The 26880-nt window shown below is 67.6% G+C and carries 30 protein-coding genes; 15 read left to right on the top strand and 15 right to left on the bottom strand.

Translation table 11 applies throughout. From position 1 onward, the window contains the following. Positions 1 to 6 precede the first annotated feature (6 nt). The 5 genes from V5F63_RS17560 to V5F63_RS17540 all read left to right on the top strand — a co-directional run bounded on the left by V5F63_RS17560 (position 7) and on the right by V5F63_RS17540 (position 4922). Positions 7 to 846 (top strand): ABC transporter ATP-binding protein, encoded by an 840-nt coding sequence (locus V5F63_RS17560; RefSeq protein ID WP_394100741.1) that lies wholly within the window; start codon positions 7 to 9, stop codon positions 844 to 846. Next, positions 843 to 1901 carry a FecCD family ABC transporter permease gene (locus tag V5F63_RS17555; protein WP_394100742.1) on the top strand — a complete coding sequence of 353 codons (1059 nt, stop codon included), beginning with the start codon at positions 843 to 845 and terminating at the stop codon, positions 1899 to 1901. Before V5F63_RS17560 ends, V5F63_RS17555 begins: the two co-directional genes overlap by 4 nt. Beyond that, on the top strand, positions 1898 to 2947 hold the full coding sequence (locus V5F63_RS17550) for a FecCD family ABC transporter permease (RefSeq protein WP_394100743.1): 1050 nt from the start codon (positions 1898 to 1900) through the stop codon (positions 2945 to 2947). Before V5F63_RS17555 ends, V5F63_RS17550 begins: the two co-directional genes overlap by 4 nt. A 13-nt stretch (positions 2948 to 2960) precedes the next feature. Beyond that, complete coding sequence (locus V5F63_RS17545; RefSeq protein ID WP_394100744.1) at positions 2961 to 3917, top strand: ABC transporter substrate-binding protein; 957 nt, start codon at positions 2961 to 2963, stop codon at positions 3915 to 3917. Positions 3918 to 4034: 117 nt separating this feature from the next. Continuing rightward, positions 4035 to 4922, top strand: a complete 888-nt coding sequence (locus V5F63_RS17540; RefSeq protein ID WP_394027995.1) for a MurR/RpiR family transcriptional regulator — start codon at positions 4035 to 4037, stop codon at positions 4920 to 4922. A gap of 21 nt (positions 4923 to 4943) precedes the next feature. On the opposite strand, the gene V5F63_RS17535 is transcribed toward V5F63_RS17540, so the two are convergent. Then, positions 4944 to 5831: a LysR substrate-binding domain-containing protein gene (locus V5F63_RS17535; protein ID WP_394100745.1), complete on the bottom strand. Its 888-nt coding sequence runs from the start codon at positions 5829 to 5831 to the stop codon at positions 4944 to 4946. Between the two features lie 157 nt (positions 5832 to 5988). Between V5F63_RS17535 and V5F63_RS17530 the strand changes: the two genes are divergently transcribed. The 7 genes from V5F63_RS17530 (at position 5989) to V5F63_RS17500 (ending at position 12506) form a co-directional block, all read left to right on the top strand. Continuing rightward, a complete protein-coding gene (locus V5F63_RS17530; protein WP_394100746.1) occupies positions 5989 to 6738 on the top strand; it encodes an SDR family NAD(P)-dependent oxidoreductase in 750 nt (249 codons plus the stop codon). A gap of 90 nt (positions 6739 to 6828) precedes the next feature. Next, positions 6829 to 7668: a transketolase gene (locus V5F63_RS17525; RefSeq protein WP_394100747.1), complete on the top strand. Its 840-nt coding sequence runs from the start codon at positions 6829 to 6831 to the stop codon at positions 7666 to 7668. Beyond that, positions 7665 to 8684 (top strand): transketolase family protein, encoded by a 1020-nt coding sequence (locus tag V5F63_RS17520; protein ID WP_394100748.1) that lies wholly within the window; start codon positions 7665 to 7667, stop codon positions 8682 to 8684. The genes V5F63_RS17525 and V5F63_RS17520 overlap by 4 nt, the downstream gene beginning before the upstream one ends. Beyond that, a complete protein-coding gene (locus V5F63_RS17515) occupies positions 8681 to 9616 on the top strand; it encodes an NAD(P)-dependent oxidoreductase (RefSeq protein ID WP_394100961.1) in 936 nt (311 codons plus the stop codon). Before V5F63_RS17520 ends, V5F63_RS17515 begins: the two co-directional genes overlap by 4 nt. Positions 9617 to 9659: 43 nt before the next feature. Further along, positions 9660 to 10679 (top strand): TRAP transporter substrate-binding protein, encoded by a 1020-nt coding sequence (locus tag V5F63_RS17510; protein ID WP_209484405.1) that lies wholly within the window; start codon positions 9660 to 9662, stop codon positions 10677 to 10679. A 4-nt stretch (positions 10680 to 10683) separates the two neighbouring features. Continuing rightward, positions 10684 to 11250 carry a TRAP transporter small permease gene (locus V5F63_RS17505; RefSeq protein WP_209484402.1) on the top strand — a complete coding sequence of 189 codons (567 nt, stop codon included), beginning with the start codon at positions 10684 to 10686 and terminating at the stop codon, positions 11248 to 11250. Next, the gene (locus V5F63_RS17500) at positions 11247 to 12506 is read left to right on the top strand and encodes a TRAP transporter large permease (RefSeq protein ID WP_394100749.1); all 1260 of its coding nucleotides are present in this window, start codon (positions 11247 to 11249) and stop codon (positions 12504 to 12506) included. The genes V5F63_RS17505 and V5F63_RS17500 overlap by 4 nt, the downstream gene beginning before the upstream one ends. 99 nt (positions 12507 to 12605) lie before the next feature. Here V5F63_RS17500 and V5F63_RS17495 read toward each other — a convergent pair whose 3' ends face one another. The 3 genes from V5F63_RS17495 to V5F63_RS17485 all read right to left on the bottom strand — a co-directional run bounded on the left by V5F63_RS17495 (position 12606) and on the right by V5F63_RS17485 (position 16707). After that, entirely contained in the window at positions 12606 to 13565 is a 960-nt protein-coding gene (locus tag V5F63_RS17495; protein WP_394100750.1) for a D-2-hydroxyacid dehydrogenase, read from the bottom strand. Between the two features lie 31 nt (positions 13566 to 13596). Continuing rightward, on the bottom strand, positions 13597 to 15552 hold the full coding sequence (tkt, locus tag V5F63_RS17490; RefSeq protein WP_394100962.1) for a transketolase: 1956 nt from the start codon (positions 15550 to 15552) through the stop codon (positions 13597 to 13599). 237 nt (positions 15553 to 15789) lie between these two features. Then, a complete protein-coding gene (locus V5F63_RS17485) occupies positions 15790 to 16707 on the bottom strand; it encodes an SMP-30/gluconolactonase/LRE family protein (protein ID WP_394100751.1) in 918 nt (305 codons plus the stop codon). Positions 16708 to 17002: 295 nt separating this feature from the next. Here V5F63_RS17485 and V5F63_RS17480 point away from each other — a divergent pair, with 295 nt between their 5' ends. After that, entirely contained in the window at positions 17003 to 17332 is a 330-nt protein-coding gene (locus V5F63_RS17480) for a hypothetical protein (RefSeq protein ID WP_209484394.1), read from the top strand. Between the two features lie 121 nt (positions 17333 to 17453). Here the strand turns inward: V5F63_RS17480 and V5F63_RS17475 are convergent, their stop codons facing one another. The 4 genes from V5F63_RS17475 to V5F63_RS17460 form a co-directional block, all read right to left on the bottom strand. Then, positions 17454 to 18128, bottom strand: coding sequence for a L,D-transpeptidase family protein (locus V5F63_RS17475; RefSeq protein WP_209484392.1), 675 nt, complete (start codon positions 18126 to 18128; stop codon positions 17454 to 17456). A 297-nt stretch (positions 18129 to 18425) separates the two neighbouring features. Continuing rightward, positions 18426 to 18656: a hypothetical protein gene (locus V5F63_RS17470; RefSeq protein ID WP_209484390.1), complete on the bottom strand. Its 231-nt coding sequence runs from the start codon at positions 18654 to 18656 to the stop codon at positions 18426 to 18428. A gap of 154 nt (positions 18657 to 18810) precedes the next feature. Continuing rightward, a complete protein-coding gene (locus V5F63_RS17465) occupies positions 18811 to 19020 on the bottom strand; it encodes a cold-shock protein (protein ID WP_209484388.1) in 210 nt (69 codons plus the stop codon). A 198-nt stretch (positions 19021 to 19218) separates the two neighbouring features. Further along, on the bottom strand, positions 19219 to 19410 hold the full coding sequence (locus tag V5F63_RS17460) for a hypothetical protein (protein WP_394028002.1): 192 nt from the start codon (positions 19408 to 19410) through the stop codon (positions 19219 to 19221). A gap of 144 nt (positions 19411 to 19554) precedes the next feature. On the opposite strand from V5F63_RS17460, the gene V5F63_RS17455 reads away from it, so the two are divergent. Beyond that, positions 19555 to 19926, top strand: coding sequence for a hypothetical protein (locus V5F63_RS17455; protein WP_209484386.1), 372 nt, complete (start codon positions 19555 to 19557; stop codon positions 19924 to 19926). 55 nt (positions 19927 to 19981) lie between these two features. On the opposite strand, the gene rpsU is transcribed toward V5F63_RS17455, so the two are convergent. Then, positions 19982 to 20266: a 30S ribosomal protein S21 gene (rpsU, locus tag V5F63_RS17450; protein WP_209484384.1), complete on the bottom strand. Its 285-nt coding sequence runs from the start codon at positions 20264 to 20266 to the stop codon at positions 19982 to 19984. 135 nt (positions 20267 to 20401) lie between these two features. Continuing rightward, positions 20402 to 21217, bottom strand: a complete 816-nt coding sequence (locus tag V5F63_RS17445) for a transglutaminase-like domain-containing protein (RefSeq protein WP_209484382.1) — start codon at positions 21215 to 21217, stop codon at positions 20402 to 20404. Between the two features lie 74 nt (positions 21218 to 21291). Between V5F63_RS17445 and V5F63_RS17440 the strand changes: the two genes are divergently transcribed. Next, positions 21292 to 22137 carry an N-formylglutamate amidohydrolase gene (locus V5F63_RS17440; protein ID WP_394100963.1) on the top strand — a complete coding sequence of 282 codons (846 nt, stop codon included), beginning with the start codon at positions 21292 to 21294 and terminating at the stop codon, positions 22135 to 22137. A 32-nt stretch (positions 22138 to 22169) separates the two neighbouring features. Here V5F63_RS17440 and V5F63_RS17435 read toward each other — a convergent pair whose 3' ends face one another. From V5F63_RS17435 to V5F63_RS17415, 5 genes are all read right to left on the bottom strand, one after another. Beyond that, positions 22170 to 22874 carry an ABC transporter ATP-binding protein gene (locus tag V5F63_RS17435; protein ID WP_394100752.1) on the bottom strand — a complete coding sequence of 235 codons (705 nt, stop codon included), beginning with the start codon at positions 22872 to 22874 and terminating at the stop codon, positions 22170 to 22172. After that, the gene (locus V5F63_RS17430; protein WP_209484380.1) at positions 22867 to 23691 is read right to left on the bottom strand and encodes an ABC transporter ATP-binding protein; all 825 of its coding nucleotides are present in this window, start codon (positions 23689 to 23691) and stop codon (positions 22867 to 22869) included. The genes V5F63_RS17435 and V5F63_RS17430 overlap by 8 nt, the downstream gene beginning before the upstream one ends. Beyond that, complete coding sequence (locus tag V5F63_RS17425; RefSeq protein ID WP_394100753.1) at positions 23688 to 24737, bottom strand: branched-chain amino acid ABC transporter permease; 1050 nt, start codon at positions 24735 to 24737, stop codon at positions 23688 to 23690. Before V5F63_RS17425 ends, V5F63_RS17430 begins: the two co-directional genes overlap by 4 nt. Further along, positions 24734 to 25606, bottom strand: coding sequence for a branched-chain amino acid ABC transporter permease (locus V5F63_RS17420; protein WP_168461067.1), 873 nt, complete (start codon positions 25604 to 25606; stop codon positions 24734 to 24736). Before V5F63_RS17420 ends, V5F63_RS17425 begins: the two co-directional genes overlap by 4 nt. A gap of 102 nt (positions 25607 to 25708) precedes the next feature. Continuing rightward, on the bottom strand, positions 25709 to 26863 hold the full coding sequence (locus V5F63_RS17415; RefSeq protein ID WP_394028248.1) for an ABC transporter substrate-binding protein: 1155 nt from the start codon (positions 26861 to 26863) through the stop codon (positions 25709 to 25711). Positions 26864 to 26880: the final 17 nt, after the last annotated feature.

Raw genomic sequence — 26880 nt, 5'->3', positions numbered from 1 at the left:
GGAGCGGTGCAGAATTGGGTGGGGGCGGATGCGGTCACGGACCCGGATGCCGTCCGCCTGCGCGTCGCCGACCTGAAGGCCGGCTATGGCCAGCGCCTCGTCGTGGACGGGGTGAGCTTCACTGTCGCCGCCGGCCGCATGACGGCGCTCATCGGCCCCAACGGCTCCGGCAAGTCTACGCTCCTCGCCACCATGGCCCGGCTGCTCCAGCCCATGGGCGGAACAGTTCTGCTCGACGGCCGGGCCGTGCACGGGCAGCCGACGCGGGCGCTGGCGCGGGAGCTGGGCATCCTGCCGCAGAGCCCGCTGGTGCCGGAGGGGCTCACCGCCTACGAACTCGTCTCGCGCGGGCGCCATCCGCATCAGGGCTTCCTCAGCCAGTGGAGCGATAAGGACGCCGCCGCCGTGGAGACCGCCATGGGCCTCACCGGCACCAGCGATTTCGCCGGGACGCCGGTCGCCGCGCTCTCCGGTGGCCAGCGCCAGCGCTGCTGGATCGCCATGGCCATGGCGCAGGAAACCTCGGTGATCCTGCTGGATGAACCCACCACCTTCCTGGACCTGCGCTATCAGGTGGAGGTGCTCGACCTGCTCGCCCGCCTCGCCCATGCGCACGGCCGCACCGTGGTGGTGGTGCTGCACGATCTCAACATGGCCGTCGCCTATGCCGATACGGTGCTCTGCCTGAAGGACGGCCGCGTTCGCGCCGTGGCGGGAGAGGGGCGGAGCCTTTCGGCGGCGGATGTGGCCGACATTTTCGGCCTTGAGGTGGAGGCGGTGCCGCATCCGCGCACCGGCAAGCCGGTGTTCGTCCCGCTCGGGCCTTCCGGGGGAGGGCAGCGTTGAGCATTGCCGCCACACCCTCCGCCGTCGCCGGCGTCCGCCTTCGCGCGGCGCGCCCCCTGCTCGTCGCCTGCGGGCTCGGGCTGCTGGTCGCCGGGCTGTCCGTCTCGCATCTCGGCTTCGGGGCGCGGGCGATTCCGGCTTCGACGGTGGTGCGGGCGCTGCTCGCCTTCGATGCGGACAGCTTCGACCATAACGTCATCGTGGAATTGCGGCTGCTGCGCCTGCTGGCTGCGCTCGCTGTGGGCGGGGGCCTCGGCCTTACCGGTGCGCTGATCCAGTCGGTCACGCGCAACCCGCTGGGCGAGCCCCATGTGCTCGGGCTGAACGCCGGTGCGGCGCTGGCGGTGGTCTCGACGCTGACCCTGTCGCCGCTGCTCGGAGGGGGGCTGCCTGCGTCCGCGCTCGCTGCCATCCGCCCGCTGGTGGCGGGGCTCGGCGCAATGCTACTGTGTGCGCTGGTGCTGGCCGCCGCCTCGCTCGGGCGCACGGGGCTGACGCCGTTGAAGGTGACACTCTGCGGCGTCGCGTTCTCCGCCTTCGCCGCCGCGCTCACCTCCGCCCAGCTGCTGCTGGACGACCAGACGCTCGCCACCGTGCGCCTGTGGCTCGCCGGCGACCTCTCAGGCCTCAGCTACGGCGCGCTGTGGGCCGCGCTGCCTCCGGCCGCCGTCGGCCTCGGGCTGGCCCTTGTGCTGGCGCGGCGGCTCGATGCGCTGGCCATGGGCGATCAGGTGGCGGCCGGGCTCGGCATAGATGTGGCGCGCACCCGCCTCGCCGCGCTCGTCTCCGCCGGCCTGCTCTGCGGCGCGGCGGTGTCGCTGGCCGGCCCCATCGGCTTCGTCGGGCTGGTGGTGCCCCATGCGGTCAAGGCGCTGGGCGTGCGCGACATGCGGCTCGTGCTGCCGCTGAGCGCGCTTGCCGGCGCGGCGCTGCTGGTGGCGGCGGACCTTGCCGCGCGCAGCCTGTTCGCGCCGCGCGAACTCGCGACCGGCATCGTCACCGCGCTGGTGGGCGTGCCGGTCTTCATCGCCCTCGCATCGCGGCGGCGGCCGTGAGCGCCCTGGCCCGCGCGGCGGGCTACCGGCAAGTGCGGGTGGGGCCGCTGAGTCTGTGTGTGCGGCCGCGCGCGGCTGCGGCGGCGATGGTTGTTCTCATCCTGATCGCGGGCGGGGCGGCCTTCGCCCTCGCGACCGGCAGCCTGCCCATCCCCCTCGACCGGGTGCTGGCCGCCATTCTTGCTCGCGACGTACCGCCCGACGTGGCCCATGTGGTGACCGGCGTGCGCCTGCCGCGGGTGGTGCTCGCGCTGCTGGCCGGCGCCATGCTGGGCCTGTCCGGCGCCGCCTTGCAGGCGCTGACGCGCAATGGCCTCGCCGATCCCGGCCTGGTGGGCATCAAGGAAGGTGCGAGCCTCGCGGTGCTGGCGCTGATCCTCGCCGCGCCAGCGCTTGGCCCCGGCTGGCGCCTGCCGGTGGGTATGGCGGGCGGGCTCGCCGTCGCGCTGGTGGTGGTGCTCGTCGCCCGCGACCTGTCCGGGGTGCGCTTCGTTCTGGTGGGCATCGGCGTGTCGTGGCTGCTCGCCTCGGCGCTGCTCGTGTTCATCACAACCGCCGACATCAACGACGTGGAGACGGCCCTCGTCTGGCTCGCGGGCAGCCTCCATGCCGCCGAATGGACGCTGATCCCCGCCCTTGCGCTATGGGGTGTGCTGGGCGCGGTCCTCCTCTTCGCCACCGCCCGCGCCGCCGACGCGATGCTGCTGGGCGATGCGGCCGCAACGGGTCTCGGGGTGCGTCTGCGGCTCACGGGTGCGCTTGGGCTCGCGGCGCCGGTGCTGATGACGGCGGCGGCGGTCTCCTGCGTCGGCAGCCTTGGCTTCGTGGGGCTCATCGCGCCGCATATGGCGCGGCTGGTCATCGGAGGCGGACAGGCCGCCGTGCTCGCCGCCAGCGGGCTGCTCGGCGCGGCGCTGGTGCTGCTCGCGGATACGGCGGGCCGGCTCGCCTTCGCCCCGCTGCAGATCCCCGCCGGCATCGTGATGACCCTTGCCGGCGTTCCGCTCTTCCTCTTCCTGCTGTGGCGGCGACGGGACCAGATATGACCGGACCGAATCCATGACTGCTCTGCTCCGCTTCGCCGTTCTGGCGCTTGTCATCGCCTGCGTCTGCGCACCGGCCCATGCCCAGACGCGGGCCTTCACAGACGATCTCGGCCGGACGGTGCAGGTGCCGGTCCGCCCCCAGCGCATCGTGTCCCTGCACGATCTCGACATCACCCTGCCGCTGATCGAACTCGGCGTGATGCCGGTGGCGAGCCATGGCCGGGTGCGGCCGGACGGCACGCGCTTTCTCAGGGCGGGCAAGCTGCTCACCGGCGTCGATTTCGACACCGCGCCCATCGCCTTCGTCGGCGCCACCGCCATCGACATCGAGGCGGTGGCGGCGGCGAAGCCCGATCTCATCATCACCTCGCCCACACGCGACACGCCGGTGTCGCAGCTGGAGCGCATCGCACCCACCGTGAGCATCGAGCATCTGAAGGGAGGACCGGCGGCGATCTACGGCAAGCTCGCGGACCTCACCGGCACCGGCGCGCGGCTGGCCGCCCTTCAGGCGCGATATGCGGCGCAGATCGCCCAGCTGCGCAGCCTCGTGGACACCGGCAGCCTCAGCGTAGTGAGCTTCCAGGCGAACCAGGGCAAGATCACGCTCTTCCACACCGACCGCGCCCTTGGCCGGGTGCTCCGCGATGCCGGCTTCCGCTTCCCGAAGATCGTCGAGGCCATGTCGGAGGGCGACCGCATGGATGTCAGCGCCGAGCGCCTGCCGGATCTTGAGGCCGACCTCGCCTTCGGCACCTTCCGCTCCGATCTCGGCCACGGGCCCGCGACGGAGATGGCCGACATGGAGAAGGTGATGCCCGGCTGGTGCCGCCTGATGAAGGCCTGTCGCGACGGCCGCTACGTGCTGCTGCCACGGGACGAGACCATCTCCAACACCTATGCCGCCCTCAATCTCGTGGCGGCGGTGGTGGAAGCCGAGGTCATCCGGCTCAAGGTCGCCCGACGCTAGCGGGAAGATGCACTTCGGAGCCGTTCCAAACATCTGCCGCCACATGGAAAACGGGCTGTGGCTGTGCCAGCATGCTCCTCGTTTTCGAGGCATGGGCGGGGCAGGACCGGCAGGGGGATGACGGCACAGGGACGCAAGGCCAAGGTGGATCGCTTCGGCGAGCGCCTGCGCAGCCGGGGCGCCAGCCTCTCCCCGCAGCTGAAGGTGGTGGCCGACTATATCAACGAGAACCGCCGCACGGCGCTTGGCCAGTCGGCGCTGGAGATCGCGGCGGAAACCGGAACGTCCGACGCCACCGTCATCCGCGCCGTGCAGGCACTCGGCTTCGACGGGCTGAAGGATCTCAAGCGCACCCTTGCCGGCTTCCTCGGTGGCGTCGTCTCCTCGGCCGACAAGATGACCTCCACCACGGAGCAGCTCGCTCGCGACGTGGATGCTTCCATCGATTTCGTCCGGGCCGGTCATATCGCCGGCATCGAGCAGGTCACGAGCGCGGAAAACCGCCGCGCCATCGCCAATGCCATCGCGCTGATGCGGGAGCGCGCCGGCATCGGCATCTTCGGCATCGGCGCGTCCGCCATCCTCGCCGACTACGCGGCGCGGCTGCTGATGCGCAACGGGCGGCACGCCTATGCGCTCAACCGCACGGGCATCGCGCTGGGCGAGCAACTGCTCGCCATGCGCCGGGGAGACGTGCTCATCATGATGGGGCAGGCGAGCGCCCACCGCGAGGGCGTCGCCGCGCTGGAGGAGGCGCGTCGGCTGGAGGTGCCGATGATCCTGCTCACCGGCGCCGCCTCGCCCGCCTTCGGCAAGCAGGCGCAGGTGGTGGTGAAGGTTCCGCGGGGCAAGTCGGAGACCGTTCCCCTGCACGGCGTGGTGCTGGCCTGCCTGGAGATGATCGTGTTCGGCCTCGCGGCGGCGGAGCCGGAGCGCTCGCTGCAGTCGCTGGAGCGGCTGCATGTGCTTTACGAGGACATCCGCCGCCCCCCGCGGGGAACCTAGGCCGCTGACCGGCGACGCGCCTCAGATGCGGGGTGTCGGCAGGTCCAGCTCCTGCGTGATCCAGGTGGCGAACATGCGCACCGCCCGGCGGGCCTTCGCGGCACGGGGGAAGACGAGGTAGTGCCCCACATAGGTCACGTCGTTGGCCTTGCCCGCGAGCGGCGCCACCAACTGCCCGCGCGCGATCTCGCGCTCGGCGAGACGGGTGGATTCAAGCGCGATCCCGAGCCCGTCCACCGCCGCCGCGATGGCCATGAACGAGCGGTCGAAACGCGATCCACGCGGTCCGGGCGGGGTGACGCCGTTGGATTCGAACCAGTGATTCCAGCGCACGCGCTTGTTGTCGCTCTCGATCAGATCGTGGTCGAGCAGGTCCAGCGGACCCGCGATGCGCGCGGCCATCTCCGGCGCGCACAGGGGCGTCACCGTCTCCTCGCCGAGGGGCACGACGATCAGCCCCTCCTGCCGTGGCGGGCCGTAGCAGATGTCGGCGTCGAACGCGTCATGCTCGAAGCGCGGGTAGTCGACGCCGGCCGCCAGCCGCACCTCCAGCCCCGGCTGCTTGGCCAGCAGCGTGCGCAATCGCGGCAGCAGCCATTGGGCGGCGAGGGAGGGCGCGCAGTGCAGCCGCAGCAGGTTCACCGAGCGCGCGCCCACCATCTCGATGCCCTGCCGCATCTCGTCGAAGCCCGCCGAGACGTGGCGCATCAGCGCCTCCCCAGCCGGATTGAGCCGCACCGCGCGGCCTTCCCGCTCGAACAGGGCCGCGCCCATCAGATCCTCCAGCTTGCGCACGGCATGGCTGATGGCGCTGGGCGAGATGCCCAGTTCCTCCCCGGCGACGCGGAAGGAGCCGCGACGCGCGGCTGACTCGAACGCCTGCAAGGCGGACAGCGGAAGGCGCTTCATGGTTGAGCCCTCAAGACGGCGGTCGCTACGGAAGCCCGGCTGCGCCGAGGGGCTAGATGAACATGACTCATCTATTCGCGCAATTTTTGCGTTTTTCAGCCGGGAAAAGGCGAGCCAGTATCACTCTTACAAAAAGAAGCCCCTCGTGGAGGAAACCATGTTGCTTCAGAACAAGACCGCCGCCATTTCCGGCGCGGCCAGCGCCCGCGGTATCGGTCTTGCCACGGCGAAGCTGTTCGCTGCCCACGGCGCGCGTATCGCCATTCTCGACATCGACGAGGCCGCCGCCAAGGCCGCCGCCACCGAACTCGGCCCCGAGCACATGGGCGTCGGCTGCGACGTGGCCAACAAGGCCTCCTGCCAGGCCGCCGCCGATGCGGTGATCGCTGCGTTCGGCCATGTGGACATCCTCGTCAACAATGCCGGAGTGACCCAGCCGGTGAAGACCCTCGACATCGACGAGGCGAGCTGGGACCGCATCCAGGACATCAACTGCAAGGGCGTGCTGTTCCTCAGCCAGGTGTTCATCCCGCACATGCAGGCGCGCAAGTCCGGCTCCATCGCCTGCATGTCGTCGGTGTCCGCGCAGCGCGGCGGCGGCATCTTCGGCGGCCCGCACTATTCCTCCGCCAAGGCCGGCGTGCTCGGCCTCGCCAAGGCGATGGCCCGCGAGTTCGGCGTGGATGGCATCCGCGTGAACTGCGTCACCCCCGGCCTGATCCAGACCGACATCACCGGCGGCAAGCTGACCGACGAGATGCGCAAGGACATCCTGAAGGGCATCCCGCTCAACCGCCTCGGCGACGCGAGCGACGTGGCCGGCATCTATCTGTTCCTCGCCAGCGACCTCTCCGCCTACGTCACCGGCGCGGTGATCGACGTCAACGGCGGCATGCTGATCCACTAATCCCGGTCCGCCACGGCGCGATGCGGACGGCTGGTCGCGAGGCGACCGGGGCCGTTCCGGCGCGGGCGCTCCCCGACAGGAACAGGGACAATGACCACTTCAACTTCCAACGTCTCGCTGGAGCGGCGCGCCCGGAACATCCGGCGTCATGCCATCCGCATGGGCGAGGTGCAGGGGCAGGGCTATATCGCCCAGGCCCTCGACATCGCGGACGTGCTGGCCACCGCCTATTTCCATGCGATGCGCTACGAGCCCCAGAACCCCGAATGGGAGGGGCGCGACCGCTTCCTGCTCTCCAACGGCCATTATGCGATCGCGCTCTATGCGGCGCTGATCGAGGCCGGCATTGTCCCCGAGGACGAGCTGGAGACCTACGGCTTTGACGACAGCCGCCTGCCCATGTCGGGCATGGCGGCCTACACCCCGGGCATGGAAATGTCCGGCGGCTCGCTGGGCCTCGGCCTGTCCATCGCGGTGGGCAAGTGCCTCGGCCTGAAGCGCAAGGGCTCGGACAGCCGGGTCTACACCCTGTTCTCCGACGGCGAGCTGGACGAAGGCTCGGTGTGGGAGGCCATCCTGTCGGCCGCCCATTACAAGCTCGACAACCTCATCGCCATCGTCGACGTGAACAACCAGCAGGCGGACGGCCCGTCCACCTCCATGCTCGGCTTCGAGCCGCTGGCGGAGAAGCTCGCGGCATTCAACTGGTTCGTACAGCGGGTGGACGGCAACGACCTTAACGCCGTGCGCAACGCCTTCGACGCGGCCAAGGACGCCAATGGCGGCCGGCCCAGCATGATCATCGCCGACACGCTCATGGGCAAGGGCATCCCCTTCCTCGAGGCGCGCGACAAGAACCACTTCATCCGTGTCGATGCCCATGAGTGGCAGCTGGCCCTGGCCGCCCTCGACGAGAGGAAGCCCGCATGAAACCCGCAGCTACCGCCAAGGCTGACGCCCCGGCCAAGCCGCGCCTGACCACCTCCGCCATGATCGCGTCCATCGCAGGCGAGGGGCAGCGCACCAAGCCGGCCCCGTTCGGCCACGCGCTGGTGGAATGCGCGAAGACCGACCCCTCCATCGTCGGCATGACGGCGGACCTCGGCAAGTATACGGACCTGCACATCTTCCAGCAGGCCTTCCCGGATCGCTACTACCAGATGGGCATGGCCGAGCAGCTTCTGTTCGGCGCCGCCTCGGGCCTCGCGGCGGAAGGCTTCACGCCCTTCGCCACCACCTATGCGGTGTTCGCCTCGCGCCGGGCCTACGACTTCATCCACCAGACGATCGCGGAAGAAGACCGCAACGTGAAGATCGTCTGCGCCCTGCCGGGCCTCACCTCCGGTTACGGCCCGTCCCATCAGGCGGCCGAGGATCTGGCGCTGATGCGCGCCATTCCGAACATGACGGTGATCGATCCCTGCGATGCGCACGAGATCGAACAGGCGGTGCCGGCCGTCGTCGCCCACAAGGGCCCGGTCTACATGCGCCTGCTGCGCGGGCAGGTTCCGCTGGTGCTCGACGCGTATGGCTACACCTTCGAGCTGGGCAAGGCGAAGCTGCTGCGCGACGGCTACGAGGTGCTGTTCATCTCGTCCGGCATCATGACCATGCGCGCGCTGGAAGCCGCCAAGGCCCTGGAAGCTGACCGCGTGGACGTGGGCGTGCTGCATGTGCCCACCATCAAGCCGCTCGACACGGCGACCATTCTGGAAGCCTGCGCCAAGCCCGGTCGCCTCGTGGTCGTGGTGGAGAACCACACCGTCATCGGTGGCCTCGGCGAGGCGGTGGCGGGGCTGCTGATGCGCGAGGGCGTCCACCCCGCCTTCCGCATGATCGGCCTGCCGGACGAATTCCTGGCCGCCGGCGCGCTGCCCACCCTGCACGATCGCTACGGCATCTCCACCGACGCGCTCTGCGCGCAGGTGAAGGGCTGGCTGAAATAGATTCATACGGCCCCAGCCTCCGGCAAGAGAGGCGGGCCGAACGGGAGGACAAGATGAAGAAGATCGGCTTTGTGGGGCTCGGCTCCATGGGCCTGCCGATGGCCGCCAACCTCGCCCGTGCCGGCTTCGCCGTGACGGGCTTCGATATCCGGCCCGAGGCCGGGACGAAGCTCGCCGAGGCCGGTGGCGCGGCCGCGGCCAGTGTGGCAGACGCTTTCGCCGGCCAGGATGCCGTGGTGCTGATGGTGGTGAATGCCGCCCAGGCCGAGGATATCCTGTTCGGCGCGGGCGCATTGGCGCATCTGCCAGAGGGCGGCGCGGTCATCCTCATGGCCACCTGCCCGCCGGCCGCCGTGGCGGCCCTCGCGAAGCGTGTGGAAGCCGAAGGCCGCCGCCTCGTGGACGCCCCCGTCTCGGGTGGCGTGGTCGGGGCGGAAGCCGGCAGCCTCACCATCATGGTCGCGGCGGCGTCCGATCTCTTCGCTCAGGTGAAGCCGGTGCTGGACGCCATGGGCTCCAAGGTGGTTCTGCTAGGCGACAAGGCCGGGCAGGGCGCCACCGCCAAGGCGGTGAACCAGCTCCTGTGCGGCGTGCATCTGGCGGTCGCCGGCGAGGCCCTGTCGCTCGCCGAGACGCTCGGCCTAGACATGAACGCCATGCTCGACATCGTCTCCGGCTCCGCGGCCTCCAGCTGGATGCTGCGGGATCGCGGCCCGCGCATGCTGGAGAGCGCGCCGCGCGTGACCAGCGCGGTGGACATCTTCGTGAAGGATCTCGGCATCGTGCTGGAAGCCGGTGCCGGCGCGAAGACCGCGCTGCCGCTCGCCGCAACCGCCCACCAGATGTTCCTCTCCGTCTCCGGCCGTGGCCGCGGCGCCGAGGACGACAGCCAAGTGATCGCCGCCTACCGCGCCCTGCAGGGCCGGGACTGACCAATCAAAAGCAGCCGAACACGGCATGATGGAGGAAACGAAAATGAACGATACGCCGACCATCCTGAGGCCGAACCGCCGTACCCTGCTGGCGGCCGGTCTGGCCATGCCCGCCATCCTGACCCTGACGCGCGGAGCCTTCGCCCAGGCGCAGATCAACCTCACCCTCGGGCACAATGCCGCTGCCGGCAACCCGCGGTGGGTCGCCGCGGACAAGTTCGGCGAACTGGTCAAGGAGCGCACCAACGGCCGCATCTCGGTGCGCGTCGCCGGCGCCGAGCAGCTCGGCAACGAGCAGTCGCTGCTCACCAGCCTGCGCACCGGCGCGGTGGACATGACGGTGAATTCCCAGGGCTCCACGTCGGCCCTTTTGCCGGAGCTGGCAGCGCTCGGGCTTCCCTTCCTGTTCGCGAATTCCGCAGCCGCCTTCAAGGTGCTGGAAGGCCCCATCGGCACCGAGCTTGACCAGCGTTTCGGCAAGATCGGCATGGTGCCGCTCGGCTGGTGGGACAACGGCATCCGCAACGTCACCAACAGCAAGCGGCCCATTGTGAAGCCGGCGGACCTCAAGGGTCTCAAGATCCGCACCCCGCCGGATCCGATGACCATCGACATTTTCCAGACCCTCGGCGCATCCACCGAGCAGATCTCGTTCGGCGAGTTGTATGTGGCGCTCCAGCAGGGCGTGGTGGACGGTCAGGAGAACCCGCTGGTCAATATCTATTCTTCGAAGCTTTACGAGGTGAACAAGTTCATCTCGCTCACCGGGCACAAGTGGGAATGCTCGCCTTTCCTCATGTCGCAGATCACCTGGATGCGCCTCACCCCGGCCGACCGCGACGTGATCAAGGGCGCGGCCAAGGAGGCGGGCGACCTGCAGCGCAAGCTGTTCGCCGACGCCAATGCCAAGGCGGAGGCGGACTTCCGCGCCAATCCGAAGCTCGAGGTCAACGAGGCGGACAAGCCGGCCTTCCGCGAAGCCTCCGCCAAGGTCTACGAGATCTGGAAGGCGAAGCCCTTCGGCGATTTCGTCACCCGTCTCGTCGCTGCCGCCCGGACCTGATCCCGTGAACAGCGATACCACGACCGCCCCGTCCGGATGGCGCTCAGGCGCCATCCGCGGTGCCGATCGCGTGGATCTCGCCATCGCCTGGTTCTGCCAGGCGGTGGTGATCCTCGTTGGCACGCTGCTACTCGCCCTGCTCGCCGCCAACGTGGCGGCGCGCTATGTCCTCGAATCCGGCGGCTTCCGCTTCGCGCAAGAACTGCCGGAGCGGCTGTTCCCGGTGTTCATCATGGCCGGTGTGGTGCTCGCCGTTCAGAGGGGCGGCCACATGGCGGTGGAGACGGTGCTCTCGAAGCTTGGCCGCACCGGCGCGCGCAACATGCTGGTGTTCGGCCATATCATCGTGATCGCCAGCTACATCGTCCTATCGCGCGACATCTTCGAGCTGGCCGACATGCTCTGGATCGACAAGTCGCCCGTGATGGGCATTCCCTCGAGCTACGGCTACCTCACCCTCGGCGGCGGGCTTGTGCTCGTCATCCTCGCCACAGCAACCCAGGCCACGCGGGTCGCCCTTCTCGGGCCGGAGGCCATGCCGGTGCCAAGCCCCGAGGAGCTTGTCTCGTGAGCCTTGTTCTCATCTTCGCATTCACCGTCCTGATGCTGCTGGCCATTCCCGTCGGGCACGCCCTCGTCATCTCGGCCGGCGTGGCGCTGCTCGTGCAGGGCCAGATCCCGCTGACCATCATCGGTCAGCAGATGTATCAGCAGACACAGTCCTTCCCCATGCTGGCGCTGCCCTTCTTCATGCTCGCCGGCTCTCTGATGCTGGGCGGGAAGCTCGGCAGCGAACTGCTCGCCTTCGCCTCGAAGGCCATGCAGCGCTGGCGCGGCGGGCCGCTTTCCACCACGGTGGTGGCGTCCGTCGTGTTCGGCGGAGTCTCCGGGAGCGCAGTGGCGAACGCCAGCGCCCTCGGCTCGGTGCTGATCCCCTGGCAGAAGAAGCAGGGCTATCCCGCGCCGTTGTGCGCGGCGAACAACGCGACCTCGGCGATCATCGACATCCTGATCCCACCGTCGATTCCCCTGATCCTGTATTCGCTGGTCTCGAACGTCTCGATCGCCGACCTGTTCACGGCCGGAATCCTGCCGGGTCTCCTCATGGCGGGCGGCTTCATCGTGCTGTGCAGCTACATTGCGCGGCGGCGGGGCTACGTCTCGGCAGAGACGCCGGTGTCGAAGGTGGAGCTGATGCGCCTGGCCTGGCGCAGCATGCCGGCGCTGTTGATGCCCGTTCTCATCCTGCTGGGCCTGCGATTCGGCATCGCGACACCCACCGAGATCGCGGTCCTCGCGGTGCTCTATTCGCTGATCCTGAGCCTTGTGCTTTACCGCGACATGACGTGGGCGCGCTTCCGCGTCTCGATGATCGAGGCCGGCTTGGCCACAGGCGTGGTCATGCTGGTCATCATGGGCTCGGCCATCGTCGGCTGGATCCTGACGTTCGACCAGGTGCCGCAGCGGTTCGCGGAGTGGGCGTCCGCCACCATCTCCAACCCCATGCTCGTCATCCTTGCCATGAACGTGCTGCTGCTGCTCGTGGGCATGCCCATCGACCTGCCGCCGGCGATCCTGCTGCTGGGGCCGATCTTCGTGCCGCTGGCCGCGTCCATCGGGCTCGATCCCGTGCAGCTCGGCATCATCATGGTGCTGAACCTGGGCATCGGTCTCTACACGCCGCCCATAGGAACGACGCTATTCATCTCCACTTCCATCGCGCGAACGACGCTGGGAGAGACGACGCGGGAACTGTGGCCCTTCTTCGGCGTGGCCATGGTTGTGCTGCTACTGATGAGCTATGTCCCGGCCCTGACCATCTACTGACGGGATCGAAGCCCACGCGCAAACAGGGGAAAGGCGGCCGGAACGGCCGCCTTTTCTGTATCGGTCGACGGGAAAGCCGGCGCGGAGGCGCCGGCCGGCTCAGTCCGGCGATACCACGTTGGTGGGCCGGCCGGCGACGAAGTTCTCGATGTTGTCGATGAGCTGGTCGGCCAGCGCCTGCTGGGCCTCCAGCGAGGCCCATGCGATGTGCGGTGTGCAGATGACGTTGCGCCGCCGCGCGAGGCGCATGAAGGCGCTGTCGGGGGCCGGGGGCTCGGGCAGGGTCACGTCGAGGCCGGCGGCGCTCACCAGTCCCTCGTCGAGGGCGATCTCCAGATCCTCCTCCACGATCAGCCCGCCGCGGGCGGTGTTGATGAGGATCGGCCGGTTCTTCATGCGCCGGAAGGCGGCCATGTCGAACATGCCACGCGTCTCGTCGGTGAGCGGGCAGTGCAGGGTGATGGCATGGGAGGTCTCGATCAGTTCGTCGAGGCCGACAACGCCCGCCGTGCCCGGCTTCGCCATGGGATCGTAGAACACCACGTCCATCCCAAACGCCCGCGCGATGCCCGCCACCTGCGAGCCCAGCACGCCCGCGCCGACGATGCCGAGCCTGCGGCCGGCGAGATCCACGATGGGGTTGGTAAAGAAGCAGAATTGCTGCGCCGCCTGCCAAGCGCCCTCCAGCACCTCGGCCCGGTAGGGCACGATGGAGCGGGCGAGGGAGAGCAGCAGCGCGAAGGTGTGCTCCGGCACGGTCGCCTTGGCATAGCCACGGATGTTCACCGTGGGGACGCCCTGCGCGGTCGCCGCGGTCTTGTCCACGCAATCGGTGCCGGTGGCGGCGATGGCGATGAGCTTCAGGTGGGGCAGTTGGGCGAGCGTGTCGGCGCGCAGGTCCACCTTGTTGTTGATGATGATGGTGGCGTCCTTCGCCCGTTCGATCACCTCGCTTGCGCTGGTGCGATCATATTCCACCCATTCATGGGGGAAGGACGGGCGGCGGACATTTACCTCAGGCGCGATGGTGTCGCGGTCGAGAACGACGATCTTGTGCATGGTCTTGTTCTTTCCGATTGTCGCGACAGGCTCAGAGCCGCACGCGGGCGGCCTCGGCCACGGCCTCGGCAGTGATGCCGAAGTGCCGGTACAACGCATCGGCGGGGCCGGAGGCTCCGAAGCCCGTCATGCCGACGAAGCCGCCCTCCTCGCCGATCCAGCGTTCCCAGCCGAACTTCACCGCCGCCTCGACGGCGACCCGCACGGTACCCGCGCCCAGCACCGCCTTGCGGTAAGCGGCATCCTGTGCCTCGAACAGGCTCCAGCAAGGCATGGAGACCACCGCTGTGGGAATGCCCTCGGCCTGCAACTGCGCGCGGGCTTCCACGGCGATCTGAACTTCCGAGCCAGTGGAGATGAGGGTGACGCGGCGCGGGCCGCCTTCGGCCTCCTGAAGGACATAGGCGCCGCGGGCCGAGCGGTTCTCCGCGCCGCCATCGTGACGCAGGGCCGGCAGGGACTGGCGCGCGAACACGAGCGCCACCGGGCCGGTGCGATGCTCCAGCGCGATCTCCCACGCCTCGGCCGCCTCGATGGCGTCGCAGGGGCGCAGCACCATCATGTTCGGCATGGCGCGCAGCGAGGCGATGATCTCCACCGGCTGGTGGGTCGGCCCGTTCTTGCCGATGCCGATGGAATCGTGGCTGAACACGAACTTCACCGGCAGACCCATGAGCGCCGCCATGCGCAGGGCCGGGCGCTCGTAATCCGAGAACGGCAGGTAGGTGACCGCCAGCGGGATGACGCCGCCGTGGGCGGCCATGCCGTTGGCGAGGGAGCCCATGGCATGCTCGCGCACGCCGCAATGGATGTAGCGGCCGGCGCGATCCTTCGCGGTGAAGGCGGAGAGCTGGCGCTTGTGGTTGGTGGGGGCTTCCAGGTCCGCGCAGGCGGTCATGATGTCGGGCAGCACCTCGTAGAGCGAGCCTGCGATGTCGCCGGAGGTGGCGATGGAAAAGTCCGCCTTCGCCTCGGCCGCCGCCTTCGCCTTGTAGGCGTGGATGGCCTCGCGCGTGCCGGCAGGAAGGGTGCCGGCGATGGTGCGGTGGAACTCATCCTGCACCGCATTGCCGGTGGCGGCGAGCCGCTGGCGCCAGGTGGCCCGCGCGTCCGCGCCGGGCCTGCTCGTGGCGCGCCAGGCTGCGCCAATGTCGGCGGGAATGTCGAAGCTGCCGCCGGTCCAGCCGAAGCGGGCGGCCATGGCGGCGCGATCCTCGGGGAAGAGCTTGCCGGAATGGCCGCCGCGCTGGCCTTCAAGGCGCGGGATGCCACGGGCGATGGTGGTCTTGCAGGCGATCATGGAGGGGCGAGGATCGGCCTTGGCGGCGCTTATGGCGGCGTCCACCGCCGCGATGTCGTGGCCGTCGATCTCCACCACATGCCAGCCGGCGACGCGGAAGCGTTCGGCCACGTTCTCGGAGATGGAGAGCTCGGTGGAGCCGTCGTCGGTGATGGCGTTATCGTCCCAGAAGAAGGTGAGCTTGCCGAGCTTCAGGTGGCCGGCGAGCTGGATCACCTCCTGCCCCACGCCCTCCTGCAGGCAGCCGTCGCCGACGAAGGCCCAGGTGCGATGGTCGATGAGGTCGTCGCCGAAGCGGGCGTTGAGATGAGCTTCGGCGATGGCCATGCCAAGCGCATTGGCGATGCCCTGCCCGAGCGGGCCGGTGGTGGTCTCGATACCGGCGGCCGGCTCGTATTCGGGATGGCCGGCGCAGGTTGAACCGAGTTCACGGAAGCTCTTCACTGCATCCAGCGAGATGTGGTGATAGCCAGTGAGGTGCAGCAGCGAATAGAGCAAAGTGGAGCCGTGCCCGTTGGAGAGCACCACGCGGTCCCGGTCCGGCCAGGTGGGGTCGGCGGGATCGAATTTCAGGTGTCGGCTGTAGAGCACCGTCGCGATCTCGGCCATGCCGAGGGGAACGCCCTGATGGCCTTCGCCCGCCGCGAGAATGGCATCCACCGCCAGAAAGCGGATGGCATGCGCCATGAGCGGGAGTGCCGTGGAAAGGGACACGCCATCGGGTCCGGAAAGGACGATATCGCCAGGGATGGCAGGGGCTTGGCCGCTCAACGTTCGTCTCCTCGTCGTGCTTTGATCTTTTAAGCGCGCGATGATGCCGAAAGCGGCGCGAGGCCGGTAACGCGAAAAACACAACGATTACTGAATTTGGTTCACCAATGCAGTGGCATTTAGCAGGGTTGCCGGCGTTTCAGTTCATCCCGTTCACGTGTGGGAATACATCGTCTTGCCGGCCGCCGGCATGTCCACCTTCAGGATCGTGCCCGTATCGGATTCTGTGATGAACAGGGTTTTGTTGTCCTTGCCGCCAAAGGCGACGTTGGTAAGGGTCCGCCCGACGCGGCCGGTGATGAGGTGCGTGGGCATGCCGAGGGAATCGAAACGCCACACGCCGACGCCGAGCTGGCAGACGATGAGCCCGTCTTCCTCGTCCAGCGCCATGCCGTCCGGGCCGCCATGGCCGCCGGAGAGCTGGATGTAGGTGCCGACCTTGGAGAGGGTGCCGTCCGTCATGATGGGGCAGCGCCAGACGGCGTTCTGGCGCGTCACGGCGAGGTAGAGGCGGCTCTCGGTCATGTCGAGTACGAGGCCGTTCGGGCTCGGCACGTTGCCCAGCAGCATGTCGAGCTTCCCGCCGACATCGAGCCGGTAGACGCGGCCGGTGGGGTCGTGCATGCCGGTCTGGCCCTGATCGGTGAAGTAGAGCGTGCCGTCGGCGGCGAAGACGAGGTCGTTCAGGCCCTTCCATGCCTCGCTGTTGCGCGAGGCGAGGAGCGGCGCGATGGTCCCTGTCCGGGGATCGAGCAGGAGCAGGCCCGCCTTGTGGTCGCAGATGAAGATGCGGCCGTCCCTGTGGATCTTCAGCCCATTCGGCCAGCCGTCGTATTCGCAGACCAGATCGCAATCGCCGCCGGGCGTCAACCGGAACACGCGGCCGAAGGGGATGTCGACGAAGAAGAGGTTGCCGTCGCGGTCGAACGAGGGGCCTTCCAGGAAGCTGTCCACCTCGGCATTGGCGCGGTTGGGATCCGACCAGGCGGTGCGGCCCTTCTTCCGCCACTTCTCGTCGAGCCGGTAGTGAACCTCGGCGACCAGACGCTCGACAGGATTGAGGAACAGCATCGAAACCCCCGATCGACGGACCGACAGCGCCGCGGCCCCGGCCAAGACCTAGACCGCGATCCGATCAAATTGAACCAATTTGATCGGTTAATCGCCCTCTAACTTAATGATAGAGAACGCGTTATCCGATCTGATTGCGGTGCAATCAGATCGGCGCGTGCTCTCGTCCTGACGGGACGCGCTGTTCAATGCAATTGCGGCTTTGTCCATCGCGCGCATGGGAGGCGGGCTGGAACGTCTGCTGGGGCAGGGCACTTTCCTTTGCGAGACAGGCAAGAGCGAAAGGAGCGCAGCCATGGCACAAGAGGGATCCGACGCCGAGAGAACCCGCCACGCCACCGACACCGGCCAGAACCGCGACAAGGTGCGCGGCCCCGATTTCGCCGCCGCTCCGCTGGGAACGGATGACGAGGCCGGCGGCCACGCGCCGCAGCAGGACTGGCGGCCGCCGGAGACGGGCGACCGGATCGCCGATGGCGACCCCAGCCTCGGCGAGCTGTATCGGCCCCAAAGCGAGGAGGACAATCGCGCCCACGCCAATGCGCCGCCGAACTGGGGCACCTGGGCGCTCGTCGCGGCAGGCCTGCTGGTACTTGGGCTCGCGGCGGCCAGCTTCGCCAGCTGATCGCCGCGCGGGCGGAAAGACGACGGACGGCTGCATCGAGGTCGTCTTCAGGCCTCGAAAAGCCACCTCCACGCGCCGCGGCCGATCCGCACGAACAACGCGAACGGCAACGCCAGCTGGCTCAGGCCGGCAGGACGACGACCTTGGTCTTCACCGGCGTCTTGTCATAAAGATCGATCATGTCCTGGCTGAGCAGGCCGACGCAGCCGCTGGTGATGCCGGAGCCGATCGACTCTGGGTCGCTGCTCGCATAGATGGTGTAGAGCGTGTACTGGCCGTTCTGGTAGAGATACAGCGTACGGGCTCCCAGGGGGTTATCGAGGCCGCCGGGCATGCCGTTGGCCCATTTGCCCGCCTCGGGCTGGCGCTTGATCATCTCCTTGGGGGGCGTCCACACCGCCCACTCGCCCTTGCGCCCGACATAGGCATCGCCGCTCCACAGGAAGCCGGCGCGGCCCACATTCGCGCCGTAGCGGGTGGCCTTGCCCTCGCCCTCGATGCGGTAGACGTAATAATTGCTCGGGTCGACGATGATTGTGCCGGGCGCCTCATTGCTCTCGTAGGCGACGGTGCGGCGGTAGTACTTGGGGTTGACCTTGCTGATGTCCGGCGCGGGGATCGGGAACTTCTCGTTCGGCATTGCCGGGTAGATCTTCTGTGCTTCGGCGAGGCTCATCACGTCGGACGAGCAGCCGGCAAGACCCAGTGCGCCGACGCCGAGGGCCGAGCCGAAGAGGAAGGAGCGGCGGCTAAGGGCGCCGGACCGGGCCCCGGACATGGCAACGTCATCGGTCATGGTAATCTCTAAGTGTCCCTTCTGCCCGTCGCGCGACGCGGATGCCGCGACTGTCGCAACGCTTGAGCACATTTCGGCGGGGACTTTGCCGCCAAGCGGCGTCTCTGGCAAGCGCCAGCCTCAATCCCGCAGGGCAGCCATCCGCCGGAGACGCAGCATTTGCGCCGTTTCGCCTGTGCCTAAGGGTCGGAGACCGGCTATCGCAGCGTGAGGTGTGGCAATTGTGCCATCGCCATGCGGGCGGGCCGCCGGCCGACGCGAACGGCCTTCATGGGGGCACTCATCGCGGCTTCCGGGTCAGGCTTTGATACGGCGCTTTGCAGTCGTCTTTTTGCCGGTCTTGGTGGCGGGAATGGCCGCGGCCTCCCGATCGCGCGCCTCACGCACGGCGCGCAGACGCGCGCTGTTCTCGCGCATCGCCTCGAAGTCGGTCCTGTAGCGATCCATGGCCCGCTCGATGGATTCATCCAGCTGGCGGCGGCTCTCGGCGCTGGAAAGCGTATTCTGATGTGGTGTGATCGGAGTCATGAATCACAATACCACATCCGAGATCAAAGCCGCAGAGATAAGATAAGCCAACTGAAAAATGAAATAAAAAACCCCGCCGGTGAGGGCGGGGTTTTTCAGAACTGTATGTGCATCAGTCCAGCGGCCAGTACATCCGTGGTCCGCTAGAGTAATGTCACGCGGCCTGGAGGTTTCCGGCCGAGTTCTTTCCGGACTTGTTGTCACGGACGACGTCGAACTGGAGCTTCTGGCCTTCGGCGAGGCCCTGCATTCCGGCGCGCTCGACGGCCGAGATATGCACGAACACATCCGCGCCGCCGTTGTCGGGCTGGATGAAGCCGAAGCCCTTGGTGGCGTTGAACCACTTCACAGTACCGATATTCATGACGATTTCCTTTCAATCGCGCGTGGGTGCACAGCCCGAGTGATCGAGCTGAACAAAAGTTAGAAATTGAAGGGAGGTATCGTCAGGCACTCTGTGGCGCCAGAAAATCAGCCGTCAAATTCAGACAAACACAACATAGGAGGCTATTGTGTTGATAGCAAGGCCCGGTTTTTTTATCCGTGCCGCTCCATATACCGCCTATATTTCGCCGGGTCGGCGCAGTTCGGATTCGCGCGCGATCCGCTCGAACGCCTCGTGCTCGCCTTTTACGCGATAGCTCGGCTCGCCTTTGTCATCGGGCATGATGCGAACGATCCTGAACCGCCCTTGCGGGGATCGGAAGCCTGCGACGAACTCAACGAGGCCGTCAGCGTCAAATTTAGTGTTCATGGGCCCTCTGTAGCACGGTTTTACGCGCGGGCGCGATCAATTCTCGTCGAGACGAAAGAATCAGCCCCGTAGTTTTCGGGCGGTCCCCTCGCCCATCTATGCTAGGATCATTGCGGCTTCGAAGCGGAAGCTGATGGAGCTGTCATGAAAAAGACGTATGCCCTCGCTTGCCTCATCTCAGCAGGCATCTCCTCCGCCGCGGCGAGCGCTCCGGACATGACGCTCGATTTCACCTGGCTCGGAACCACCATGTGCGTGCCGCGGCCGAACAGCCCGGAGTTCCAGTTGGGCAACGTGCCGGCGGGCACCGCCAGACTGCGTTTCGCGCTGCTGGGGCCGAGCGGCCGGGAACTGGGCGGAGCGGATGTGCAACTCCCCAAGCAGGGCGCCGTCCCGCGGGGCGCCGTGTCCTACAGGTCGCCCTGTGTCGGCGGTATCTACACATGGACCGTCGAGGCCCTCGACGCGGATGGCAAACGCCTCGCCTCGGCCAGCCTCGCCCGGCCGTTCTACTGAGCAGCGGTAACTGGTGGCGGGTGGCCGGGGCCCGGGCCCCGACCCACCGCGGGAATCACCGGGCGGTAAAAGAGGGCGCGGCGCCGGTTGCCGGGCCTCGGCCGGCCGTAGGCCTGGCGCGGCGCTTGGGGGCGGCGATCAGGCCTTCATACTGCGCCTTCTTGCGCGCCGCCTTGCGGTGCCGACGCACCGCCTCGTCATGCTCGCGCGCCTTGCGTTCCGAGGGCTTTTCATAGGCCTTGCGCTGCTTCATCTCGCGGAAAATGCCCTCCCGCTGCATGCGCTTCTTGAGAACCTTGAGGGCCTGCTCAACGTTGTTGTCTCTGACGAGAACCTGCAAAAGATATCCAATCTGAAGATCATCCCGGTTCCCCGGCCAGCTGTCTGGCCGTTTGCCCGGAGGCCGGCCTTGGCCGGTGTGGGGTGAGTGTAGAGGGGACGGGCCACCAAAGCGATGGGCTTCGTCCGCCATCACCTATGCGGCCGCCGCAGCCTCGTGCGTAACCACCTTGAACGACGTGAGCGTCGCGGGGCCGAAGGATGTCACGAGCGCGACATCAGTCGCGTCCCGTCCCCGGGCCATCAGGATGCGGCCAATGCGCGGGGTGTTGTGCCGGGCGTCGAACGTATACCACCGTCCGCCGAGATAGACCTCGAACCACGCGCTGAAATCCATCGGCGCCGGATCGGCCGGGACGCCGATGTCGCCGAGATAGCCGGTGCAGTAGCGGGCCGGAATGTTCATGCAGCGGCACAGGGTGATGGCGAGGTGGGCAAAGTCGCGGCAGACGCCTTCCTTGCTCGTGAAGGCGTCGAAGGCGGTCTTCAGCGGGCTCGCGTGGGCATAGTCGAACGCGATGTGGTTGTGGACGAAATCGCAGATGGCCTGCACCAGCGGCCAGCCCTTGGGCAAGTGCCCGAACTTCGACCAGGCGAACGCGCTCAGGCGATCCGTCTCGCAATAGCGGCTGCCCAGAAGGAAGAGGAGCACGCCCACGGGCAGTTCGCCGAGGGGATGCTGTGGGGCGGAGGGAGCCACGTCGTCCGGCAGGCCGCTGTCGCGAATCGTGAAGTTCGTGCGCATGGTGAGGCCGCCGGCGGGCGCCTGGATGACATGGCAGAAATTGCCGAAGCTGTCGTGATAGGTGTTGGCGAGAATCGGCGGGTCGAACATCACCCGGTCCGGGTTCACGAGATCGTCGAACCGCGAGGGGTGGACGCTCAGGGTGAGAATCATGGGCGTCGGCTGCGGGCAGCCGTAAGTAATTTCGTAGCCGGCGTGGATCAGCATATAGGCCTCAGCTCTGTGCGGACATGGCCCGCGGATCGGTTATGGTGCGCGCAGCCCCGGGGCTGTCGCGTCAGATGCATGGCCCGTGCCGGAAAGGTTCTGACGTGAGCGCGCCTGTTTCCCTGTTGACGGCCGGCGACATGCCGCCAGTCACGGTATTAAATCCCGAAGGCCGTTCCGCGTTCCTTCTCGTTGCGGATCACGCGGGAAACAGGCTTCCCCGCTCTGTCGGAACGCTTGGCCTCTCGGCGGTGGACCGCGAGCGTCACATCGCCTGGGACATCGGCATCGCCAGCGTCTGCCACGCGCTTTCAGAATTACTCGATGCCACGCTCATTCAACAGAACTATTCTCGCCTGTTGATCGATTGCAACAGGCCGCTGGGCGCCGCGCAGTCCATCCCGGTGGAAAGCGACGCGACGCCCGTTCCCGGCAACCAGGGGGTCGGCGCGGCGGATCGCCTGGCGCGCGAGAGTGAAATCTTCCTGCCGTATCACGCGCGCATCGCCGCTGAACTCGATCGGCGGCACGCCGCGGGCGCGCCGGTCCTCCTGATCGCCATGCACAGTTTCACGCCGGTCTTCGCCGGCTTCGTGCGGCCGTGGCACGCGGGCCTGCTTCACCACCGCGACAGCCGCCTCGCGCAGGCACTGCTTCCGCTGCTGCGCGCCGATGCCACGCTTACCGTGGGAGACAACGAGCCCTACGCGGTGAGCGAGGAGACGGACTGGACCATTCCGGAGCACGGTGAGCGGCGCGGCATTCCCCATGTGGGCATCGAGATCCGGCAGGATCTGGTCGCCCGCCCGGACGGTCAGCGGCAATGGGCGGAGCGGCTGGCGCCCCTTTTCAGGGCCGCCGCCGCGCGGCTCGAGGACGCCGGCCAGCTGGCTGCGCGAAGCCCGCTGCTCCAGGATTGATCTGCCCGGCCGGCGGGGCCGGGGAAGACGCCTCAGCTGCCGAGGTAGGCCGCCCGCACGTGGGGATCGTCGATGAGGTCCGCGCCCTTGCCGGACATCACGATGCGTCCGGCCTCCAGCAGATAGGCGTAGTCGCACAGTTCCAGCGCGGCGAACGCGTTCTGCTCCACGAGGAGCACGGTGGTGCCGGCATCGCGGATGGAGCCGATGATGGCGAACATCTGCTCCACGATGTTCGGCGCGAGCCCGAGCGAAGGCTCGTCGAACAGGACGAGGCGGGGCCTCGACATGAGCGCGCGGCCGATGGCCAGCATCTGCTGCTCGCCGCCGGAAAGGGTGCCGGCCATCTGGTGGCGCCGCTCGGCGAGGCGGGGAAAGCTCGTGTAGATGCGCTCGTAGTCCGCCTTCAGTCTGGCATCGCTGGCGCGCAGATAGGCGCCCATGGCGAGGTTTTCGGAAACGCTCATGTGCGGGAACACCCGCCGGCCTTCCGGGCAGTGGGCGACACCGAGCTTCAGCATCTTCTGCGGCCCGACGCGGGTCACGTCGTCGCCCTGAAGGCGGATGGAGCCGGCGCGGGCCGGGACGAGGCCGGAGATGGTGCGCAGCGTGGTGGACTTGCCCGCGCCGTTGGCGCCGACCAGCGCCACCAACTGTCCTTCGCCCACGGTCAGCGAAATGCCCCGCAGCGCGGCCACCTGCCCGTAGCCGCAGACGAGATCGGAAATCTCAAGCATGGGCCACCTCCCGCTGCTCCAGCTTCGCGGCGCTCTTGCCGAGATAGGCTTCGATGACCTTCGGGTCCGTTCGGATGGCCTCGGGTGGGCCTTCCGCGATCAGCCGCCCGTAATTGAGGCAGACGATGCGGTCAGACACCTCCATCACCATGGGCATGTCGTGCTCCACGAGAAGGATGGTGACGCCTTCGTCCCGCACCTTGCGGATGAGGCGCACGAAGCCCTGCGTTTCAGAGGCATTCATCCCGGACACCGGCTCGTCCAGCAGCAGCATCTTCGGCTCCACGGCGAGCGCGAGCGCGAAGCCGACGAGGCGCTGCTCGCCATAGGAGAGGGAGCCCGCCTTGTCGCCGGCGCGGGCGGTGAGGCCCACCATGTCGATGATGGCGTCTGCCCGCTCGCGCACCGTATTCTCTGCCCGCCGCGCGGCGGGGGTGGGGAAGAGACGGTCGAGGAGGATTCCCGAGCGCGTGTCCTCGCCGTGGCGGTGCAGGCCGATGAGCACGTTGTCGCGCACGCTGTCGTCGGCGAACACGCTGGTGCGCTGGAAGGTGCGGGCAAGGCCCAGGCGGGCGATCTCGTTCGGCCGGGTCTGCGAGAGGTCGCGGCCACGGAACAGCACCCGGCCCTGCGTGGGCTTGAGGAAGCCGGTCATGATGTTGAACGCGGTGGTCTTGCCGGCGCCGTTGGGGCCGATGAGGCTCAGGATCTCGCCTTCATGGACGTCGAAATGCAGGTCGGCGATGGCCGTGAGGCCGCCGAACTTCATGCCCACGTGCTCGACATTCAGGATGGCGTTGCCATGGGTGGTGCTCATGGGTTCGCTCCCATCTTGGCAGGCATCGCGTCGGATGGCTTGTCACTGGCCTTCCTGCGGGCCGCGATGCGCTCGGCAAGGCCTTCCAGCGCCGGCACGATGCCGCGCGGCATCAGGAACAGGATGGCGATGAGGATGGCGCCGTAGACGATCCACTGCGCTTCCGGCGCCATCACCGGGCGCAGCGCCACCGGCAGCAGCCCGAAGATGATGCCGCCCACCAGCGGCCCCGCCAGCGTGCCCTTGCCGCCGGACACCACCATGATGACCATGGTGACCGTGTAGGAGAACAGGAACACGTCCGGGTCGATGATGCGGATGTAATGGGCATAAAGGCTGCCTGCCGCCCCCGCCATGGCGGCCGAGACGGTGGCGGCGATGGTAAGCGTCCGCGTGGCGTTGATGCCGAGGGAGAGCGCGAGGGACTCATTCTCCTTCAGCCCCCGCATGGCCCGGCCGAAGCGCGAGGCCACAAGGCGCGCGATGAGGAGATAACTCACCACCGCCACCGCCAGCACCAGATAATAGTTCTGCATCTTGGAGCGCAGCGCCACGTCGCCGAGGCCGGGCACCGGCAGGACCATATTGGGAATGGCGGTGAGGGCGAGCGGGCCCTGCGTCAGCTCCACCCAGTTCAGCGCCACCAGCCGCACCACCTCGGCGAACGAGATGGTGACGATGACGAAATAGGCGCCGCGCACCCGGAAAGACAGCCGCCCGATGAGGTAGCCGCACAGCCCGGTGAGCACGATGGCGAGCACGAAGCCGAGGAGCGGCGAGCCACCCTCGTGGGTGACGCGCATGCCGAAGGGCAGGCTCACGTCGAAGCCCAGCGCCGTGAGCGCGCTGACATAGGCGCCGATGCCGAAGAAGGCCACATGCCCGAGGCTGAGCTGTCCGGTGAAGCCCAGCAGCAGGTTGAGGCTCATGGCGCAGATGGTGAGGATGCCCGTGATGATGAGGGCATTGAGCAGATAGGGGTCGGTGAGGCCCAGCGGCAGCAGGGCGAAGACGACCAGGAACAGGGGGGCGATGAGGCGCGTCATCCGATCCGCTCCGCACGCGCGAACAGGCCGGTGGGCTTCACCAGCAGAACCGCGATGATGATGAGGAAGCCCATGGCGTCGCGATATCCCGAGGAGATGTAGCCGGCGCCCAGCTCCTCCGCGAAGGCGAGGATGAAGCCGCCGATGGTGGCGCCCGAGATGGAGCCGAGGCCGCCGAGGATGACGATGGCGAAGGCCTTCACCGCCGCGAGGTCGCCCATCTGCGGCGTTACCACATAGACCGGCCCGAGCAGCGCGCCCGCCGCCGATGCCAGCGCCGAGCCGATGGCGAAGGTGGCGGTGTAGATGAGCGAGACATTGACGCCCATCAGGGACGCCGTGTCATGGTCCTGGAAGGTGGCGCGCATGGCGCGGCCGAGCTTGGTGCCGTTGATGGTGAAGTAGGTGATGGCGATGAGCGCCACCGCCGCGCACAGCACGAACAAATTCACGTAGGAGAGCGACACCGGCCCGAAGGTGAGCGGCTGCGCCGGGAAGGGCGTGGGCACGGCCTTGGCGACGCCGCCGAAGATCCAGAGCGTGCCGGACTGCATGATGATGCCCGCGCCGATCATCACCAGCATGGTGGTGTCGATGTCCGAGCGGCGCAGTGGCCGCAGCAGGGTGAACTCGATGAGGGCGCCGAGCACGAGACCGGCCACGAGGGCCACCGGCAGCGCCACGAAGAAGTTCAGTCCCAGCGCCACGGCGGCCAGATACATGGCGTAGCCGCCGAAGGTGTAGAGCGCGCCGTGGGTGAAGTTCACCACGTTCATGATGCCGAAGATCAAGGTGAGGCCGATGCCCAGGAGCGCATAGGTGCCGCCGAGCACCAGCGCGTTGAAGATGTGTTGCAGCAATTGGTCCATCTGGCCTGTCCGGTCTGGCGTTCGGGGCAGGGTGGGGGGCGGCCCGAGCCGTCCCCCACCTGAAGCGCCGCCCAAGGGCGGAGGAATTTGAGTAGAACCGGATCAGCCGCCGAGCTGAACCTGGTTCACCTTCCCGCCGGAAATCTCGATGATGTAGACGTTGGGCTTGGACTGGCCGCTTTCCTTGCCCGCCGGGCCGCTCTTCTGGAACTTGATGGGGCCGTTGAGGCCCATGAAGTCCACCTTCCAGAAGCCCTTCTGGATGGAGGCGGGATCGGTGCCGCCGCCCGCCGCAATGGCCGCCGCCACCGTGCGGATGCCGTCATACCCACGGAAGCTCTCGGTGGCACCGGCGAAGTCGAAGCCGCGCTTCTTCCACTCGTTGAGGAAATAGGCGGTGGCCTCGGGGTTCGGGGTCTTTTCCGGCCACCAGGGCAGGAAGGTCGTGAGGTGCATGGTGCCGTCCGCCGCCGCGCCGGCCTGGGCGATGATCTGGTCCGGATTCTGCGAACCGCCGGTGGTGATGACGCGCTTCTTCAGGCCCAGCGCCGCCATCTGCTTGAACAGGAGGGTGAGCTGGTCCACCGCGCTCGTCACCATGATGGTGTCGGCGTCGGAGGCCTTCAGCTTGGCGAGCTGGGCGCTCATGTCCTGTGCCGACTGGTCCATGGTCTCCACGAGGCCGACCTCGACGCCGTTGGCCTTCAGCATCTTGGAGAAGTCGACGGCGGCGCCACGGCCCCAGTCGTTGTTGATGACGAGGAAGTCCACCTTCTTCAGGCCGAGCTTCTTGACGCTGGGCTCGAACGCTTCCGCCTCGACCGCCGACGGGGGCGAGATGCGGAAGATGAAGGGGTTGCCGGAGGTGGTGATCTTGCCGGAGGAGGAGGTCTCCACCAGCATCGGCACGGAATATTCCTCCAGCTTCGGCATGGTGGCGAGGGTGAGCGAGGAGCCCCAGGCGCCCATCAGGACCGGCACCTTGTCGGAGGTGATGAGCTTTTCCGCCACCGAGGCGGCTTCGGTCGGGTTGCTCTTGTTGTCTTCGATGACCAGCTCGACCTTCTTGCCGAGGATGCCGCCCTTGGCGTTGATCTCGTCGGCGGCGATCTTGGCGCCGTTCACCACATAGGTGCCGGAGGCCGCGAAGGCGCCGGTGAGGGGCTCGTTGACGCCGATCTTGATGGTGTCGGCGGCGAAGGCCGTGCCGGCCATGAGGCTGAAGGCGAGGGCGGCGAGGGTAGTCCGGCGTGACATCATCATGGATGGTCTCC

The organism is Xanthobacter wiegelii (genome assembly GCF_043193855.2).
GTDB classification, from domain to species: Bacteria; Pseudomonadota; Alphaproteobacteria; order Rhizobiales; family Xanthobacteraceae; genus Xanthobacter; species Xanthobacter flavus_A.
This window is presented reverse-complemented; position numbering and strand designations above follow the sequence as displayed.